11 protein-coding genes are annotated in these 13,178 nt (G+C 64.3%); 2 read left to right on the plus strand and 9 right to left on the minus strand.

What is annotated here, in order from left to right:
• Nucleotides 1–181 precede the first annotated feature (181 nt).
• Nucleotides 182–1,057 carry a LysR substrate-binding domain-containing protein gene (locus tag CHB99_RS16415; protein ID WP_042126387.1) on the minus strand — a complete coding sequence of 292 codons (876 nt, stop codon included), beginning with the start codon at nucleotides 1,055–1,057 and terminating at the stop codon, nucleotides 182–184.
• Nucleotides 1,058–1,210: 153 nt separating this feature from the next.
• On the opposite strand from CHB99_RS16415, the gene CHB99_RS16420 reads away from it, so the two are divergent.
• Entirely contained in the window at nucleotides 1,211–2,077 is an 867-nt protein-coding gene (locus tag CHB99_RS16420; protein WP_245655618.1) for an HNH endonuclease, read from the plus strand.
• Between the two features lie 10 nt (nucleotides 2,078–2,087).
• On the opposite strand, the gene CHB99_RS30120 is transcribed toward CHB99_RS16420, so the two are convergent.
• From CHB99_RS30120 to CHB99_RS16450, 6 genes are all read right to left on the minus strand, one after another.
• A complete protein-coding gene (locus CHB99_RS30120) occupies nucleotides 2,088–2,453 on the minus strand; it encodes a DUF5329 family protein (RefSeq protein WP_042126383.1) in 366 nt (121 codons plus the stop codon).
• A gap of 4 nt (nucleotides 2,454–2,457) precedes the next feature.
• On the minus strand, nucleotides 2,458–4,476 hold the full coding sequence (locus CHB99_RS16430; RefSeq protein ID WP_042126381.1) for a TonB-dependent receptor family protein: 2,019 nt from the start codon (nucleotides 4,474–4,476) through the stop codon (nucleotides 2,458–2,460).
• Between the two features lie 323 nt (nucleotides 4,477–4,799).
• A complete protein-coding gene (locus tag CHB99_RS16435) occupies nucleotides 4,800–5,660 on the minus strand; it encodes a transporter (protein ID WP_042126379.1) in 861 nt (286 codons plus the stop codon).
• A gap of 90 nt (nucleotides 5,661–5,750) precedes the next feature.
• On the minus strand, nucleotides 5,751–7,862 hold the full coding sequence (locus CHB99_RS16440; RefSeq protein WP_042126377.1) for a PQQ-dependent dehydrogenase, methanol/ethanol family: 2,112 nt from the start codon (nucleotides 7,860–7,862) through the stop codon (nucleotides 5,751–5,753).
• Between the two features lie 168 nt (nucleotides 7,863–8,030).
• Nucleotides 8,031–8,963, minus strand: coding sequence for a transcriptional regulator FeaR (feaR, locus tag CHB99_RS16445; RefSeq protein ID WP_042126375.1), 933 nt, complete (start codon nucleotides 8,961–8,963; stop codon nucleotides 8,031–8,033).
• Between the two features lie 203 nt (nucleotides 8,964–9,166).
• A complete protein-coding gene (locus CHB99_RS16450) occupies nucleotides 9,167–10,051 on the minus strand; it encodes a LysR family transcriptional regulator (protein WP_042126372.1) in 885 nt (294 codons plus the stop codon).
• 139 nt (nucleotides 10,052–10,190) lie between these two features.
• Between CHB99_RS16450 and CHB99_RS16455 the strand changes: the two genes are divergently transcribed.
• Nucleotides 10,191–11,177, plus strand: a complete 987-nt coding sequence (locus CHB99_RS16455; RefSeq protein ID WP_042126370.1) for an NAD(P)H-quinone oxidoreductase — start codon at nucleotides 10,191–10,193, stop codon at nucleotides 11,175–11,177.
• 48 nt (nucleotides 11,178–11,225) lie between these two features.
• On the opposite strand, the gene CHB99_RS16460 is transcribed toward CHB99_RS16455, so the two are convergent.
• Together CHB99_RS16460 and CHB99_RS16465 are read right to left on the minus strand one after the other, a co-directional pair.
• Complete coding sequence (locus CHB99_RS16460; RefSeq protein WP_042126369.1) at nucleotides 11,226–12,005, minus strand: SDR family NAD(P)-dependent oxidoreductase; 780 nt, start codon at nucleotides 12,003–12,005, stop codon at nucleotides 11,226–11,228.
• Nucleotides 12,002–13,177: an acyl-CoA dehydrogenase family protein gene (locus CHB99_RS16465; RefSeq protein ID WP_042126367.1), complete on the minus strand. Its 1,176-nt coding sequence runs from the start codon at nucleotides 13,175–13,177 to the stop codon at nucleotides 12,002–12,004. The genes CHB99_RS16460 and CHB99_RS16465 overlap by 4 nt, the downstream gene beginning before the upstream one ends.
• Nucleotide 13,178 lies beyond the last annotated feature (1 nt).

Consider the following 13,178-nt stretch of genomic DNA (forward strand, 5'->3'; position numbering starts at 1 on the left):
TGTTCCTGCGGTCGCGCCTTCGCTACGCGCTTCTTTCAGCTTGGCCTCACGGCGTCCACCTTGCGTTTCACTACAGTTATCGTCACTCAGTCTGGTCACCGCTTTCAGGTGACTGATTTTGGCCCATGCCGGGCACACTGGGAGCGGGCGTTGCCCGCGATTGGCCCGCAGCGTCGCCTGTTCACTCCTGATCCAGCAACTTCGCCAGCACCGCCCCCAACTCCTTCACCATCGGCTCCGCCGTCCCCCGGTGCACCACCACGATCTCGTAGCTGTCCACCACGGGCAGCCCATCCCCCTCCCCCAGCACCCGATGATCCCCGGTGACCGCCCGCGGCGGCAGCAGGCTGATGCCCATGCCATCGGCCACCGCCGCCTGGATCCCGCTCAGGCTGGAACTGGTGAACGCGATCCGCCAGCGCCGTCCCAGTGCCTCGACGGCACTGATGATCTCGTCGCGGTACAGACCACGAGGCGGAAAGGTCACCAGCGGGATCGGGTCCAGTGCCAGGGCGGGATTCTTCGCGCTGTCGATCCAGGCCAGTTCCTCCGCCCAGCTCGCCACCCCTTCCCGACCATTGTGCCGCTGCTTGAGCAGGACCAGGTCCAACTCGCCGTTGTCGTAGCTCTGGGCGATATCGCGGCACAGGCCGCTGGTGACTTCCAGCTTCACCTGCGGGTGCCTGCGATTGAAGGCCGACAGTGCATTGGTGGTGCGTCCACCAACGAAGTCCTCCGGCACCCCCAGGCGCACGGTCACCCCCACCGTCGCCCCAGCCAGCGCCTCCAGCATCTGGTCGTTCAGCGCCAGCATATGGCGGGCGTAGCCCAGCAGGGTCTGCCCGGCATCGGTGGGCAGGACCTCGCGGTTGCCACGTTCGAGCAGGCGGTGGCCGACCATGTCCTCCAGACGGCGGACCTTCTGGCTGATGGTGGATTGGGTGGAATGCAGGCGGGAGGCGGCAGTGGTGAAGCTGCCGCAGTCGGCGACCACCACCACGGCGCGCAGGAGGTCAAGGTCGAAGAGCGTTCTAGTGGCTTTTGAAATGGGGAGCATGGCGATATTAGAAAAATGGATGACCTTGAATTTTCTAACACGCCGACTGGAGGACGGCAATGTATCGGCCTGACATTTGAGTAGGACAAATCCTTCAACTATGTGAGATATCGCGCTAGAGTCGATGGCCATTTGCCAGAACTGCGGTGCGGGATGCCCAATTACTCATCCGAACGTTTGCAACCAGGTGCTGTTTACACCCGCGAGGCGCTCAAGCAGTTATTTGGCATCACCGATGCCACGATCAACACCGGTATTTTTCGCCCGAAAGGCTTGGATTCGGTTTGGTTATTTTTAACCGAGCACAAAACCTCAGATCGAACGCAATACAGTGATGTTCTCTCCGGCGATACCTTGCACATGCAAGGGCAAAACTTAGGGAGAACAGACCATCTGATCCTTGAGCACAAAAGTACAGGGCTTGAACTGCTGGTCTTTTATCGCCGCAAAAAATATGAACATCCGGGTGCGGGGTTTCGTTTCGAGGGTGTGTTCGATTATGTGACACATACACCGAATACCCTTCCCACCCCGTTCGTCTTGCAACGACAAGTCAGCCCATTAATTGACGGCGTTCCAACCTCCGTCGTGGAGCAGCTCACGGCACAGGGTGTGTTCGATCCAGAAGGCATCGAGGATGCGCGCAACCGAGAGTTCGTTTCGATCGTACGACGTCGCGGTCAACCACGCTTTAGAAGAGAACTGCTCAAAGCCTATGCCGGCCGGTGCGCAATAACCGGCTGCGACATCGAAGCCATTCTCGAAGCCGCGCATATCCATCCCTATCAAGGTGACAGAACCAACGTCGTTAGCAATGGCCTGCTACTCAGAGCCGATATCCACACGCTGTTCGATTTGAACTTGATCTGGATCGACCCAGAACGTCTCGTCGTTCGTCTTGCTGAACAGTTGCTCGGCAGCGATTACGCCATCCTGGACGGCAAGCCGCTGTCGCTTCCTGAACATGAAGCGAGCTATCCAAGCAAACTGGCCCTGGCTTCCCGGCAAGAACTGCCTTGATCCAGAGCGCCTATTCGTTCCGACGAATCCGCTGCAGTTCCGCCTCCAGCCAACCACCCGCCAACTGGACTCCCGCGGCACAACGAATCTCGTAGGCCTTCCCGCTCATGCTGCTTTGGGTCGCCGCCAGCTCGATGAAGCCTTCCGTGCGCGTGAGCAGTTTCTTCCTCTGCAGATAGGCCTGCTTCTTCTCCAGGTGCGCCCGGGCCTGTTGCGCGGAATACGCGCTGCCGTTGCGCACGAACTGGCACTGACTGTTTTGCCGCCAGGTGACGAGTAATCTGACGCAAGGTGATGTCCTCCAAAAGCGTCGGAATCTATCACCTTGCAGTCGCTGCCGACCGAGCGAGGCTATTACCAGGGATGTTGGACGAATACCGTCAGAAGCGTACTTTTACGCCTACATAACCGGTACGTCCCGGTGCCGGCTCGTAGTACCGCACACCACTGTCATTGATCCGCAGGTTGTCGTAGTAGCGACGGTCCGTCAGGTTATCCAGCCCCACGTAAGGCTCGACATTCTCGGCCCAGCCCTTGAGCTGCATGCCCATGCGCAGATTGACCAGGGCATAGCCGCCGACCCGCGCGGTATTGCCGCTGTCGGCGTACTGGCGGTCGAATACCGAGGTGTTGACGCGCACGTACCAGTTGTCCCGGCTGTAGCTCAATTCGCCGAACAGGCTCTGTACCGGGATGCCCGGCAGGCGATTGCCGTCGGCATTTTCGAAACTGCGGTAGGTGTAGTCGTTGAGGCTGTAGGCCGTGGTCAGTTGCCAGTGTTCGTCGGGCTGCCAGCGGGCACTCAGCTCCAGGCCATCGCGACGGGTCGAGCCGGCATTGCGATAGAAGGTGCGGCCATTGACATAGGGCACCAGCTCATCGCGGGTGTCGATGCGATAGACCACGGCCTCGTAGCGCCAGTGGGTCGTCTCGCCCTTGAAACCGATCTCCTGGTTCAACGCTTCGGCCGGTTCGAGGCTGCTGTTGAAACCACCGCCGTTCGGGTTGGCCAACTCGCTGACGGTGGGGGTCTCGAAGGAGGTGGCGACCCGCGCGTACAGCGTATGGTGCGGGTCCAGGCGATAGCTGAGACCGGCACTGTAGTTGAGGTCGCGCAGGTTGCGCTTGCCGGAATCGTCACCGTCGCGCAGGAAGTGATCGTCCACGTTCAGGCGCACGGTATCGTGCCGCAGGCCAAGGCTGAGCAGCCAGTTTTCGGTCAGTTCGGTCTGGTTCTCGATGAACAGACCGAGGCTGCGCGCCTCTTCGCGCTGGCGAGAGGTCAAGGCGCCCTTTTCACCCCCGACGATATTGTTGTTGCGATCACGATCGTCGCGCAGGGACTCGAGGTCCGCGCCAAAGGTGAGCTTGTGGCCGAGACCGAACCAGTCGGCGACATGGGTGTAGTTGGCACCGATGCCACCGAACAGGCGCTCGTAGCTGGTCTGTCCGTTGGCGGCCAGCGGCAGGCGATTCTCGAAGTCCCTTTGTCCGACGTAGCTGCGGATCTGGTAGGTGTCTTCACCCACCGGCTGGCCGTCCCACACCAGCGACAGACGCTGCTGGGTGACGCGCTCATCGGAGTCGAAGGAAAGGCTTTGCGGCCGCGCCTGATTGCGATCCGCCCGCACCTGCCCCAGCGTCAGGCCGCCCGGGTCTTCCGAACGGTTGTCCAGCGCATGCAGGGTCAGCGCCAGGCGTCCCGTGTCGCCCCACCAGCGCAGTTTGCCGGTGAGGTTGTTGGCCTCGCTGGTGGCGTGCTCGCGGTAGCCTTCGGACTGGGTCGAACTCAGCGCCACCAGCGCGCCGACATTGCCTTCGCTGCCACTGGCCTCGACGCTCTGGCGACGGAAACCGTAGCTGCCGAAACTGACATCGCCCGCCACCGACGGCTGCTCGCCCGGCTCGCGGGTATTGATCGCCAGCACCCCACCCGCGCCATTGCCATAGAGCACGGCCGCCGGCCCGCGCAGCACTTCCATCCGCTCCACCAGGCCGAGGTCGAAGCCATCCAGCTCGGTCTGCCCGTCCGGCATGGTCAGCGGCACGCCGTCCACCAGCACGCGGATCCCGCGCACGCCGAAACTGGAACGCGAACCGAAACCACGGATCGCCGGGCGCAAGCCCTGGGCGGCGTTGTAGCGGCTCTGCACCACCACACCCGGGACCGCGGACAGCAGGTTGCCGAGGGTCAGCGCCTGTTCGCCGCGGCTGTCGCCGGCATCGACGACGCTGGCGGCCAGCGCGGCCTGGGCCCACTGGTCGCCGCTACGGGTGGCACTGACCACCACGGGTTCGACTTCGACCGGGGTATCGGCCAATACGCCGGTGGAGCTCAAAAGCAACGCGCCAAGGGCGGCACGGCGGTGTGCGGCGCGTTGCCGCTCGTTGTTCTTCATGGGCTGTTCCATCTGCTCTCGCGGGGATGTTCCGACGCGCCGGCTCCGCTCTGGCGCGTGGGTTGGATGCTCATCAGGGCCCAACCCTACGCAAGCGGGTGGGCACAAGGCTAGTAAGCGGGAGTTAGAAGTACGAGCTACTTAGGTGGGTCACTCGAAAGTAGGAAATCGGGATGAGTTCCGCTTTGCTTTGTAGGAGCTGGCTTGCCTGCGAAGGACCGCGCAGCGGTCCCAGAACTCACTGCTATCGGGGACCGCTGCGCGCTCCATCGCAGGCAAGCCAGCTCCTACAAGCCTATGCGCGCGGTCCCGACAACACCGTTTCAGTAGAAATACGCCAGCCTGAACTGCAGCGAATTGTCGATCTTCACCCCCTCGCGCACCGAGGTGTCGTGCATCACCTGCCCGAGCACCTGCAGTTGCTTGCCGACCATGGTCGCCACGGTGAAGCCGACGGTACCGTTGTCGCGGCTGGTCGCCAGGGTTACGCCATCGAGGGTCTCGCGCGCGCCCCAGTTGTGGCGGTAGCTGATCGCGGCGTAGGTCTCGGGGGTGAAGTTGTAGCGCAGGTGGTTGTGCAGCTGGAACAGCGTGTCCTTCTTCGCGTCGGTCGAGCGCTGGTCCTGATAGAACTCGGCCTCGGCGATCACGTCCCAGGTGATTTTGTCGGTCAGGCCCTTGATGTAGCCCGCCTGCAGATCCACCGCCCAGCGGTTGTTGCTGAGGGCAAAGCCTTCGTTCTTGTCGCCGCCGGTGGGCGCGGTGAAGAACACCGACCAGCCGAGGTGCTCGTTGCGCTCCAGGTCGGCGATGGTCCACAGGGTGCCACCGAAGGTGATGTCGCCCAGGCCTGAATTCTTCGTGTGCGTGGCACCGATATCCTGCTGGCCGAAGGGGATCACGATCTGTGGATCCCAGGTGTAGCCGGTGCCGAAGAAATCGGTGAAGTGGATCAGACGCAGCACGCCGACGGTCATGTCCAGATCGAGGTCGTCGGCGACCTTCTTGCCGCCGGAGTAGACCTTGTCGCCGCGCGGGTTCTGCTGGTAGAGCACGACCACGTCGGTGCCCTTGGGCAGCGCGGTGTAGTCACCGGGATCGGGTTTGACATCGGCCTGAGCCGCGAGAGAAACGCCGAGCAGGGCGAGGCCGGCCGCCAGGGCCGAGGGACGGATGATCTTCATGGTGAACTCTCGTTGTTGTTTTTGTTGGCGTGCAGCGTCCCGGACGGCCCCATTCGCAGGGGCCGCCAGGCGGTTTCGGACAGATCGGACTCAGTTGCCGGCGTTGGCCTTCAGGTCGGCCTGAAGATCATGGGTGCGCTTGACCAGGTACTGACGAATCAGCTCCATGTCCTCGGGCTTGAGGATGTCGGAGAAATTCGGCATGCCGCGGTAGATCAGCGCGCCGCTGACGAAGGCCGGGAAGGCCTGGTGCTTCTCCTGGGTCAGGTAGCGCAGGTCCGGAACGACGCCGCCGGCGACCGCGTTCAGGCCATGGCAACCCGCGCACAGGCCGTTGAACATGCCCCGCGCCTGGACCAGTTGCTCGGGACTGGCGCTCAGCTCCAGGTCGACGTTGGGGAATACCGGGGCTTCGCGCGGAGGTGGCAGCTCGCCCTTGGCGCCCAGCTTGAAGGCAATGATCCGCGACTCCGACTGGACCTTGGCCTTGTTGGTCAGGGAGCCAGTGAGCAACGGCAGGATGCCGCCCCAGCCGACGGAAAAGGCCACGTACTGGTCCTGGCCCACGGTGTAGGTGATCGGCCCGGCCATCACCCCGGAGTTGGCCCGGTGTTCCCAGAGTTTTTCACCCTTGTCGGCGCTGTAGGCCACCACCCGGCCGTCCGCGGTGCCCTGGAACACCAGGTTGCCCGCGGTGGCCAGGGTGCCGCCGTTGCCGGCGCTGGCGTAGGCCTGTTTCCAGGCCGGAGCCTGCTTGACCGGATCCCAGGCGATCAGCTCGCCGGTCCAGGCGTCGCGAATCTGCTTGAAGGTCTTCGGGTCCTCCGGCAGATCCGGTACGTCCAGGCCGAAGTTGAGCACCGACTTGTTCGGGAAGAACATCGGCTCTTTCGCGGCCTTCAGCTCGGCCAGGGTGTGCTGGGCCGGGATGTAGACGTAACCGGTGTTCGGGCTGTAGGACATCGGGTGCCAGTTATGCCCACCGAGGAAGCTCGGCTGTACGACCTTGGGCTCCTTGGAGTAATCCGCGGCGCCGGTCAGCACCGGGCGCCCGGTCTTCAGATCGATCTCGCTGGCCCAGTTCACCGGCACGTAGTTCTTCGCCGAGAGCAGCTTGCCGTTGGTGCGGTCGAGCACGTAGAAGAAGCCGTTCTTCGGTGCCTGCATCAGCACCTTGCGGACCTGGCCGTCGACCTTGATGTCGGCGAGGATGATGTGCTGGGTCGCGGTGTAGTCCCAGCGATCCTGCGGCGTGACCTGGTAGTGCCAGACGTACTCGCCGGTGTCCGGACGCAGGGCCAGGATCGACGAGACGAACAGGTTGTCGCCCTTGCCCTGGCTGCGGAACTGGTAGTTCCACGGCGAACCGTTGCCGGTGCCGATGTACAGCAGGTCCAGGTCCGGGTCGTAGGCCATGGAGTCCCAGGCCGTGCCGCCCCCGCCCCACTTCACCCAGTCGTCGCCGCTCCAGGTCTTCAGGGCCATGGCCATCGCCGGGTTTTCCGGCGGCAGTTTCGGATCGCCCGGCACGGTGTAGAAGCGCCAGGCCTGCTTGCCGGTCTCGGCGTCGTAGGCGGTGACATAGCCGCGCACGCCGAACTCGGCGCCGCCGTTGCCGATCAGCACCTTGCCCTTGACGATGCGCGGCGCGCCGGTGATGGAGTAGCTCTTGTTGCGGTCGAGGATGGTGTCCACCGACCAGACTTCCTTGCCGCTGGCCGCGTCGAGGGCGATCAGGCGGCCGTCGAAACTGCCGACATAGACCTTGCCGTTCCACACCGCGACGCCGCGGTTGACCGGACCGCAACAGCCCTGGCTGAGGTTTTCCGGCGGCACATGGGGGTCGTATTTCCACAGCATCTCGCCGGTCGCCGCATTCATCGCGTAGACGATGCTGAAGGCGCCGGTGGTGTACATCACGCCATCGACCACGATGGGCGTGGCTTCGGTACCGCTGTCGATATCCAGGCGGGTGGTCCAGGCCATGCCGAGCTGGCTGACGTTCTTGTCGTTGACGGCGTCCAGCGGGCTGTAGCGCTGCTCGTCGTAGGTCCGGCCGTGGCTCATCCAGTTGCCGGGTTCGAGGTTGGCGTTGGTCAGGCGCCTGGCGTCGACCTGGGCGGGAGCGCCGCTGTCGACGGCCGAGGCAGGCAGGGACGACAGCAACAACGGCAGACCCGCCAGCAGAAAGAGGGTTTTCATGTGTTTCGGACTCCAGCGACACATTTATTGTTTTATGCGCCCACGGCCGGACGGCTCCCGTGGGTCGCGCACTAGCAGGCTTCGCGGCTATGCAGAGGTATTAGAAGTTTTGCGAGGGGGCTGCGCTTGACTGTGACCGCCAACGCAGTTGGCATTTTTCGCCAGTGCTCACAGCTGAAACGCGTGAGCCCGGTAATCGCGGGGCGACACCTCGAACTGGCGCTTGAAGGCGCGGCTGAAATGGGCCACGTCGACGAAGCCCCACTTGAAGGCGATCTGGGTGATCGACTGGCTGCGCAGGGTATGGCTGCACAGGTCGTGGGCCACCTTGGTCAGACGGGTCCGCAGGATATAGCGCGAGACGCTTTCACCGTGTTCCTCGAACAACCGGTAGAGACTGCGCACCGAGGTGTGCAACTGATCCGCCAGGTAAGCGGGACCGAGGTCGACATCCTGCAGGGATTCATCCACCAGGCGCAGCGCCGTGGCGAACAGGCTGTTGCTCTCCAGCAGATGCGCCTGCCCCTGCGCCTGGCCGGACATCGCCGGCAGCACCAGCGACACCAGCGCACTCTGGATCGCCTGGCCGTCGTCGCCATTGGCCGCGCCATCACCGAGCATGCCGATCGACTGCACCAGCGAGCGCACCATGCGACTCGACACATTGTTGCGCGACAGTTTGCCGAACAGGTTATCGCCCTTGAACTGGCGGGTGACGATATCCCGCGACAGATGCACCGAGACGTTCTCCACCAGGCCCAGCGGCTCGATCTCGAACAGCCGCGCCGAATCCACCAGGGCGATGTCTTCCGGGCCCAGTTCCACTTCCATGCCGGCCTGGCGGATGCGCTGGCGACCGCTGCGCTGGTAGATGAGGAAGCAGTGGCTGTCGTCGCTGTCGACGCCGATCAGCTGGCGGCTGATCAGGCGCGCGTTGGTACGGATATGGGCAGTGTCCAGGGCACCGATGGCCTGGCTGTGGATCTCGCCGATGAAGTGCCGGGTCAGGCTGGAAGGCAGGGTACTGAAATTGCCGCAGATGCTGCGCAGGGACTGGCACCAGCGCTCGAATCCGATCTGTTCGCTCGATGACAGGAACATGACGCCTCCGAGATCATTGTTTTAGTTAACATATTATCTAATTCGCACAAGAGCAAGCCAATTAACGATACACAATAAACACAGTTCTATTTATTTAAGTATCAAAAAAATCAACACCCCCTCCTCGTAATGCCGATCAGTCAAGCCAATCGGGGCCGCTTTGCGGCATGGCGCAGGGATGCGCTTTTCGAAATACCCCCACCCTACCCGCAGTCCCCCGACAGCTCCGCGAACGCCTGCACCAGCGCATCGATCACCGCGCGAATCCTCGCGGTATGGCGAAAGTCGCCATGGGTCACCATCCACACTTCATACGGTTTGCTGCGTTGGCACTCCGGCCACAGACGCACCAGGCCATCCTGCTGGCCCATGTACAGCGGAATCTCCCCCAGCCCGATCCCGGCCTTGAGTGCATTGCGCACCAGGATGCTGGTATTGCCGGTCATGACCACACGCCCCGCGCCAATCGGCTCCCCCACCAGGCTCGCCGTGTGCGCGTCCTGCAACCATGGCTCGTACATGACCAGATCGTGACCGGCGAACGCCGTGCCCCGCGCCGGCTCGCCATGGGCATCGAGATAGGCCTGCGCGGCGAACAGGCCCATGGGCCAACTGGCCAGGCGGCGCACCACCAGGTCGGGGTTGTCCGGCTTGAGCGTGCGAATGGCGATGTCGGCGTCACGCCGCGACAGGTTGAGCAGGTCGGACGAGCTGTTGAGGGTGATCCGCACCTGCGGATGGCGAGCATGCAGGCGCGCCACCGCGGGAATGACGAAATCCACCGCCAACGAGTCGGTGGTGGTCACCCGTACTTCCCCCGACAGCGCCCGGTCCTGCCCTTGCGCCCGCCGCACCAGTTCGATGGCCGAAGCCTCCATGCGCTCGGCGAGTTCCAGCACGCTCTCGCCCACCTCGGTGAGCTGATAGCCGCTGGCGGTGCGCAGAAACAGGGTCGAGCCGAGCGCATGCTCCATCGCGGCGACGCGTCGGCTGACGGTCGCCTGGTCGACGTTCATTGCCCGCGCCGCGCCGCGCAGCGTCTGCTGTCGGGCCAGGGCGAGGAAGACCCGTGCATCGTTCCAGTTCATGCCTTTCTCCTGCTGCATTCCTGCAGCCCTGCCCTGAGAAAACGCTGCACGACCGCTGGCCGCCGCGCCCCTAGGATGGGCCACACCTCCCATAGCGTAGAGATTGTCACCCATGATGACACCCACCCTTCCCTCGCGGATGACCGCCATCGACATCGTCCAGCCAGGCGGCCCCGAGGTACTGATACCAACCCAGCGCCCCACGCCGAGCGTGTACGCCGGTGAGCTGCTGATTCGCGTGCATGCCGCCGGCGTCAACGGCCCGGACGTGCTGCAACGCAAGGGCCTGTACGACCCGCCCGCCGGCGCGTCGGACATTCCCGGCCTGGAAGTCGCCGGCGAAGTCGTCGCCCTCGGCCCGCAAACCACCCGCTTCAAGGTCGGCGACCAGGTCATGGCACTGATCCCCGGCGGTGGCTATGCCGAGTATGCCGTCGCCGACGAGCGCACCACCCTGCAACTGCCGCAGGGGCTGAGCATGATCGAAGCGGCGGCGCTGCCGGAAACCTTCATGACGGTCTGGGTCAACCTGTTCCAGCGCGGTCAGTTCAAGGCTGGCGAGTCGGTGCTGATCCATGGCGGCGCGTCGGGCATCGGCACCACCGCCACCATGCTGGCCAAGGCCTTCGGCGCCACGAAGATCTTCACCACGGTGGCCAATCCCGAGCAGCAGGCCGCCAGCCGGGCGCTGGGCGCGGATCACGCGATCAATTACGAAACCCACGACTTCGTCACCGAGGTCATGCGTGAGACCGATGGCCGTGGCGTCGACGTCATCGTCGATATCATCGGCGGCGACTACGTCGACCGGAACCTGAAAACCGCCGCGATGAATGGCCGTATCGTGCAGATCGGCGTGATCAAGGGCCCGGCCAGCCACGTCGACCTGTTCCCCATGCTGGTCAAGCGCCTGACCCACATCGGCTCGACCCTGCGTTCACGCAGCCACGAGGAAAAGGCGGCGATCATCGCCGAGCTGGAGGCGCAGGTCTGGCCGCATATTCGCAGTGGCCGGATCAAGCCGCTGATCTACGCCACCTTCCCCCTCGGCGAGGCCCGGGCGGCGCACGAGTTGATGGATTCGGGCCGACACATCGGCAAGATCGTCCTCACCTCCTCGCTGTAACACCTGCCACGGCTACCCCGCTGCTCAGCGGGGTGGCCGTGCTCGGGTTCAGATTCCCGAACAGGCATGGCCGCCATCGACCACGATCTCGCTGCCGGTCATGCCCCTGCTCGCGTCAGACGCCAGCAGCAGCAAGGCGCCGTCCAGATCGGCGCAATCGCAGAAACGCCGGGAAGGAATCCGCGCCCTGAGCCGCTCCCCCGCCTCACTGGCGAGAAACCCTTCGTTGATCTCGGTGACCACGTAACCCGGGGCGATGGCATTGACCCGAATCTGGTGCCGCGCCAGCTCCAGCGCCATGGACCGGGTGAGATGGCTCAAGCCCGCCTTGGCCGCGCAGTACGGGCCGACACCACCACTCACGCGCGCGGCGAGAATCGAGGTGATGTTGATCAGGCTGCCACCCCGCCCCGCCTCCACCATGCCCCGCGCCACCTCCTGGGCGACGATCCAGGCGCCCTTGAGATTGGTGTCGAGAATCGTCTGCCAGTCCTGGTCGTCGTAATCGAGGACGCGCTTGGTATCGCTGACGCCGGCGTTGTTGACCAGGATGTCGATGCCGCCGAAATCGGTGCGGATTGCCGCCAGGCAGTCGAGCACCGACTGCCGCGAGGTGACGTCCAGGGTATAGGCGCGGGCCTCGTGGCCTTCGAAGCGCAGGTCGTTGACCAGTTCGTCGAGGCGCTCCACCCGCCGGGCGGCGACCGCCACCCGCGCGCCCGCGGCCGCCAGGGTCCGCGCGAAGTGACGGCCCAGGCCGCTGGAAGCACCGGTGACCAGCACGCACTTGCCACGCAGGTCGAACAGTTGCACAGGCGAACGGCTCACTGCACACCTCCGTCCAGGCGCGCGAGGATCTTGCGCGACAGGCTCATGCGGTGAACCTCGTTGGGACCGTCATAGATGCGGAAACCACGGGCGTCGCGGAAGATCCGGTCGACGATGGCCTCGCTGGTGACGCCCTGGCCGCCGAGGATCTGCACGCTGCGGTCGATCACCCGCCAGATGCCTTCGGAACTGATCACCTTGGCCATGCTCGATTCGAAGTTGCCGCGTTCGCCCTGGTCGAGAACCCAGGCGCAGTGCCAGATGGCCAGGCGCGTGGTGAGCAGGTCCATCTCGTTGTCGGCGAGCATGAAGCCGACGCCCTGGTGCTCGCCCAGCCGGCGCCCGAACGACTCGCGGCGATGGGCATAGGCGGTGGCGACATCGTGGGCCCGGCGGGCCTGGCCGAGCCAGCGCATGCAGTGGGTCAGGCGCGCCGGTGCCAGGCGCACCTGGGCATAGCGGAAGCCCTTGCCCACCTCGCCCAGCACATCCGCGGCCGGCACGCGCAGGTTGTCGAAACGCAGCACCGCATGGCCGCCGGTGAAACAGGTGTCCAGCGAATCCATCATGCGTTCGAGGATGAACCCGGGCTTGTCGGTGTCGGTGAGGAACATGGTGGCGTTACCGTCTTCGGTGCGCGCCATGATGATCGCGAAGCTGGCGCCTTCCGCCCCGGTGATCAGCCACTTGTGGCCGTTGATCACGTAGTCGTCGCCGTCGCGCACGGCGATGGTGGCGAGCATCGAGGGATCGGAGCCGGCCCCTGGCGCCGGCTCGGTCATGGCGAAGCAGGAACGGATGTGCCCCTGCACCAGCGGCCGCAGCCAGCGATCCTTCTGCGCCTCGGTGGCAACCACTTCCATCAGGTGGATATTGCCTTCGTCCGGCGCGTGGATGTTCATCGCGGTCGGCCCGAGCGGCGAATAGGCGGCCTCTTCGAAAATCACCGCCTTGGCGATATGGGACAGGCCCAGCCCGCCCATTTCCGGCGACGCGTGGGGGGTCAGCAGCCCCCAGGCGCGGGCCTTGGCCACCAGGTCCTGGCGCAGGTCCTCGGTGGGACCGTGGGGCGTCTGCCGCGGGTCCTGTTCCAGCGGGATGATTTCACGGGCGATAAAGTCGCGGACCTTGGCCTGCAGGGCCTGCAGTTCATCGGTGAGGGCGAAGTTCATA

The organism is Pseudomonas japonica, from assembly GCF_900188455.1.
Taxonomy (GTDB): domain Bacteria; phylum Pseudomonadota; class Gammaproteobacteria; order Pseudomonadales; family Pseudomonadaceae; genus Aquipseudomonas; species Aquipseudomonas japonica.

Excerpts from the sequence above, each read along its gene's own strand:
- CHB99_RS16450 (WP_042126372.1), bottom strand. The coding sequence starts at position 10,051 with ATGAACTGGAACGATGCACGGGTCTTCCTCGCCCTGGCCCGACAGCAG.
- CHB99_RS16430 (WP_042126381.1), bottom strand. The coding sequence starts at position 4,476 with ATGAAGAACAACGAGCGGCAACGCGCCGCACACCGCCGTGCCGCCCTT.
- CHB99_RS16415 (WP_042126387.1), bottom strand. The coding sequence starts at position 1,057 with ATGCTCCCCATTTCAAAAGCCACTAGAACGCTCTTCGACCTTGACCTC.
- feaR (WP_042126375.1), bottom strand. The coding sequence starts at position 8,963 with ATGTTCCTGTCATCGAGCGAACAGATCGGATTCGAGCGCTGGTGCCAG.
- CHB99_RS16465 (WP_042126367.1), bottom strand. The coding sequence starts at position 13,177 with ATGAACTTCGCCCTCACCGATGAACTGCAGGCCCTGCAGGCCAAGGTC.
- CHB99_RS16455 (WP_042126370.1), top strand. The coding sequence starts at position 10,191 with ATGACCGCCATCGACATCGTCCAGCCAGGCGGCCCCGAGGTACTGATA.
- CHB99_RS16420 (WP_245655618.1), top strand. The coding sequence starts at position 1,211 with ATGCCCAATTACTCATCCGAACGTTTGCAACCAGGTGCTGTTTACACC.
- CHB99_RS16440 (WP_042126377.1), bottom strand. The coding sequence starts at position 7,862 with ATGAAAACCCTCTTTCTGCTGGCGGGTCTGCCGTTGTTGCTGTCGTCC.
- CHB99_RS16435 (WP_042126379.1), bottom strand. The coding sequence starts at position 5,660 with ATGAAGATCATCCGTCCCTCGGCCCTGGCGGCCGGCCTCGCCCTGCTC.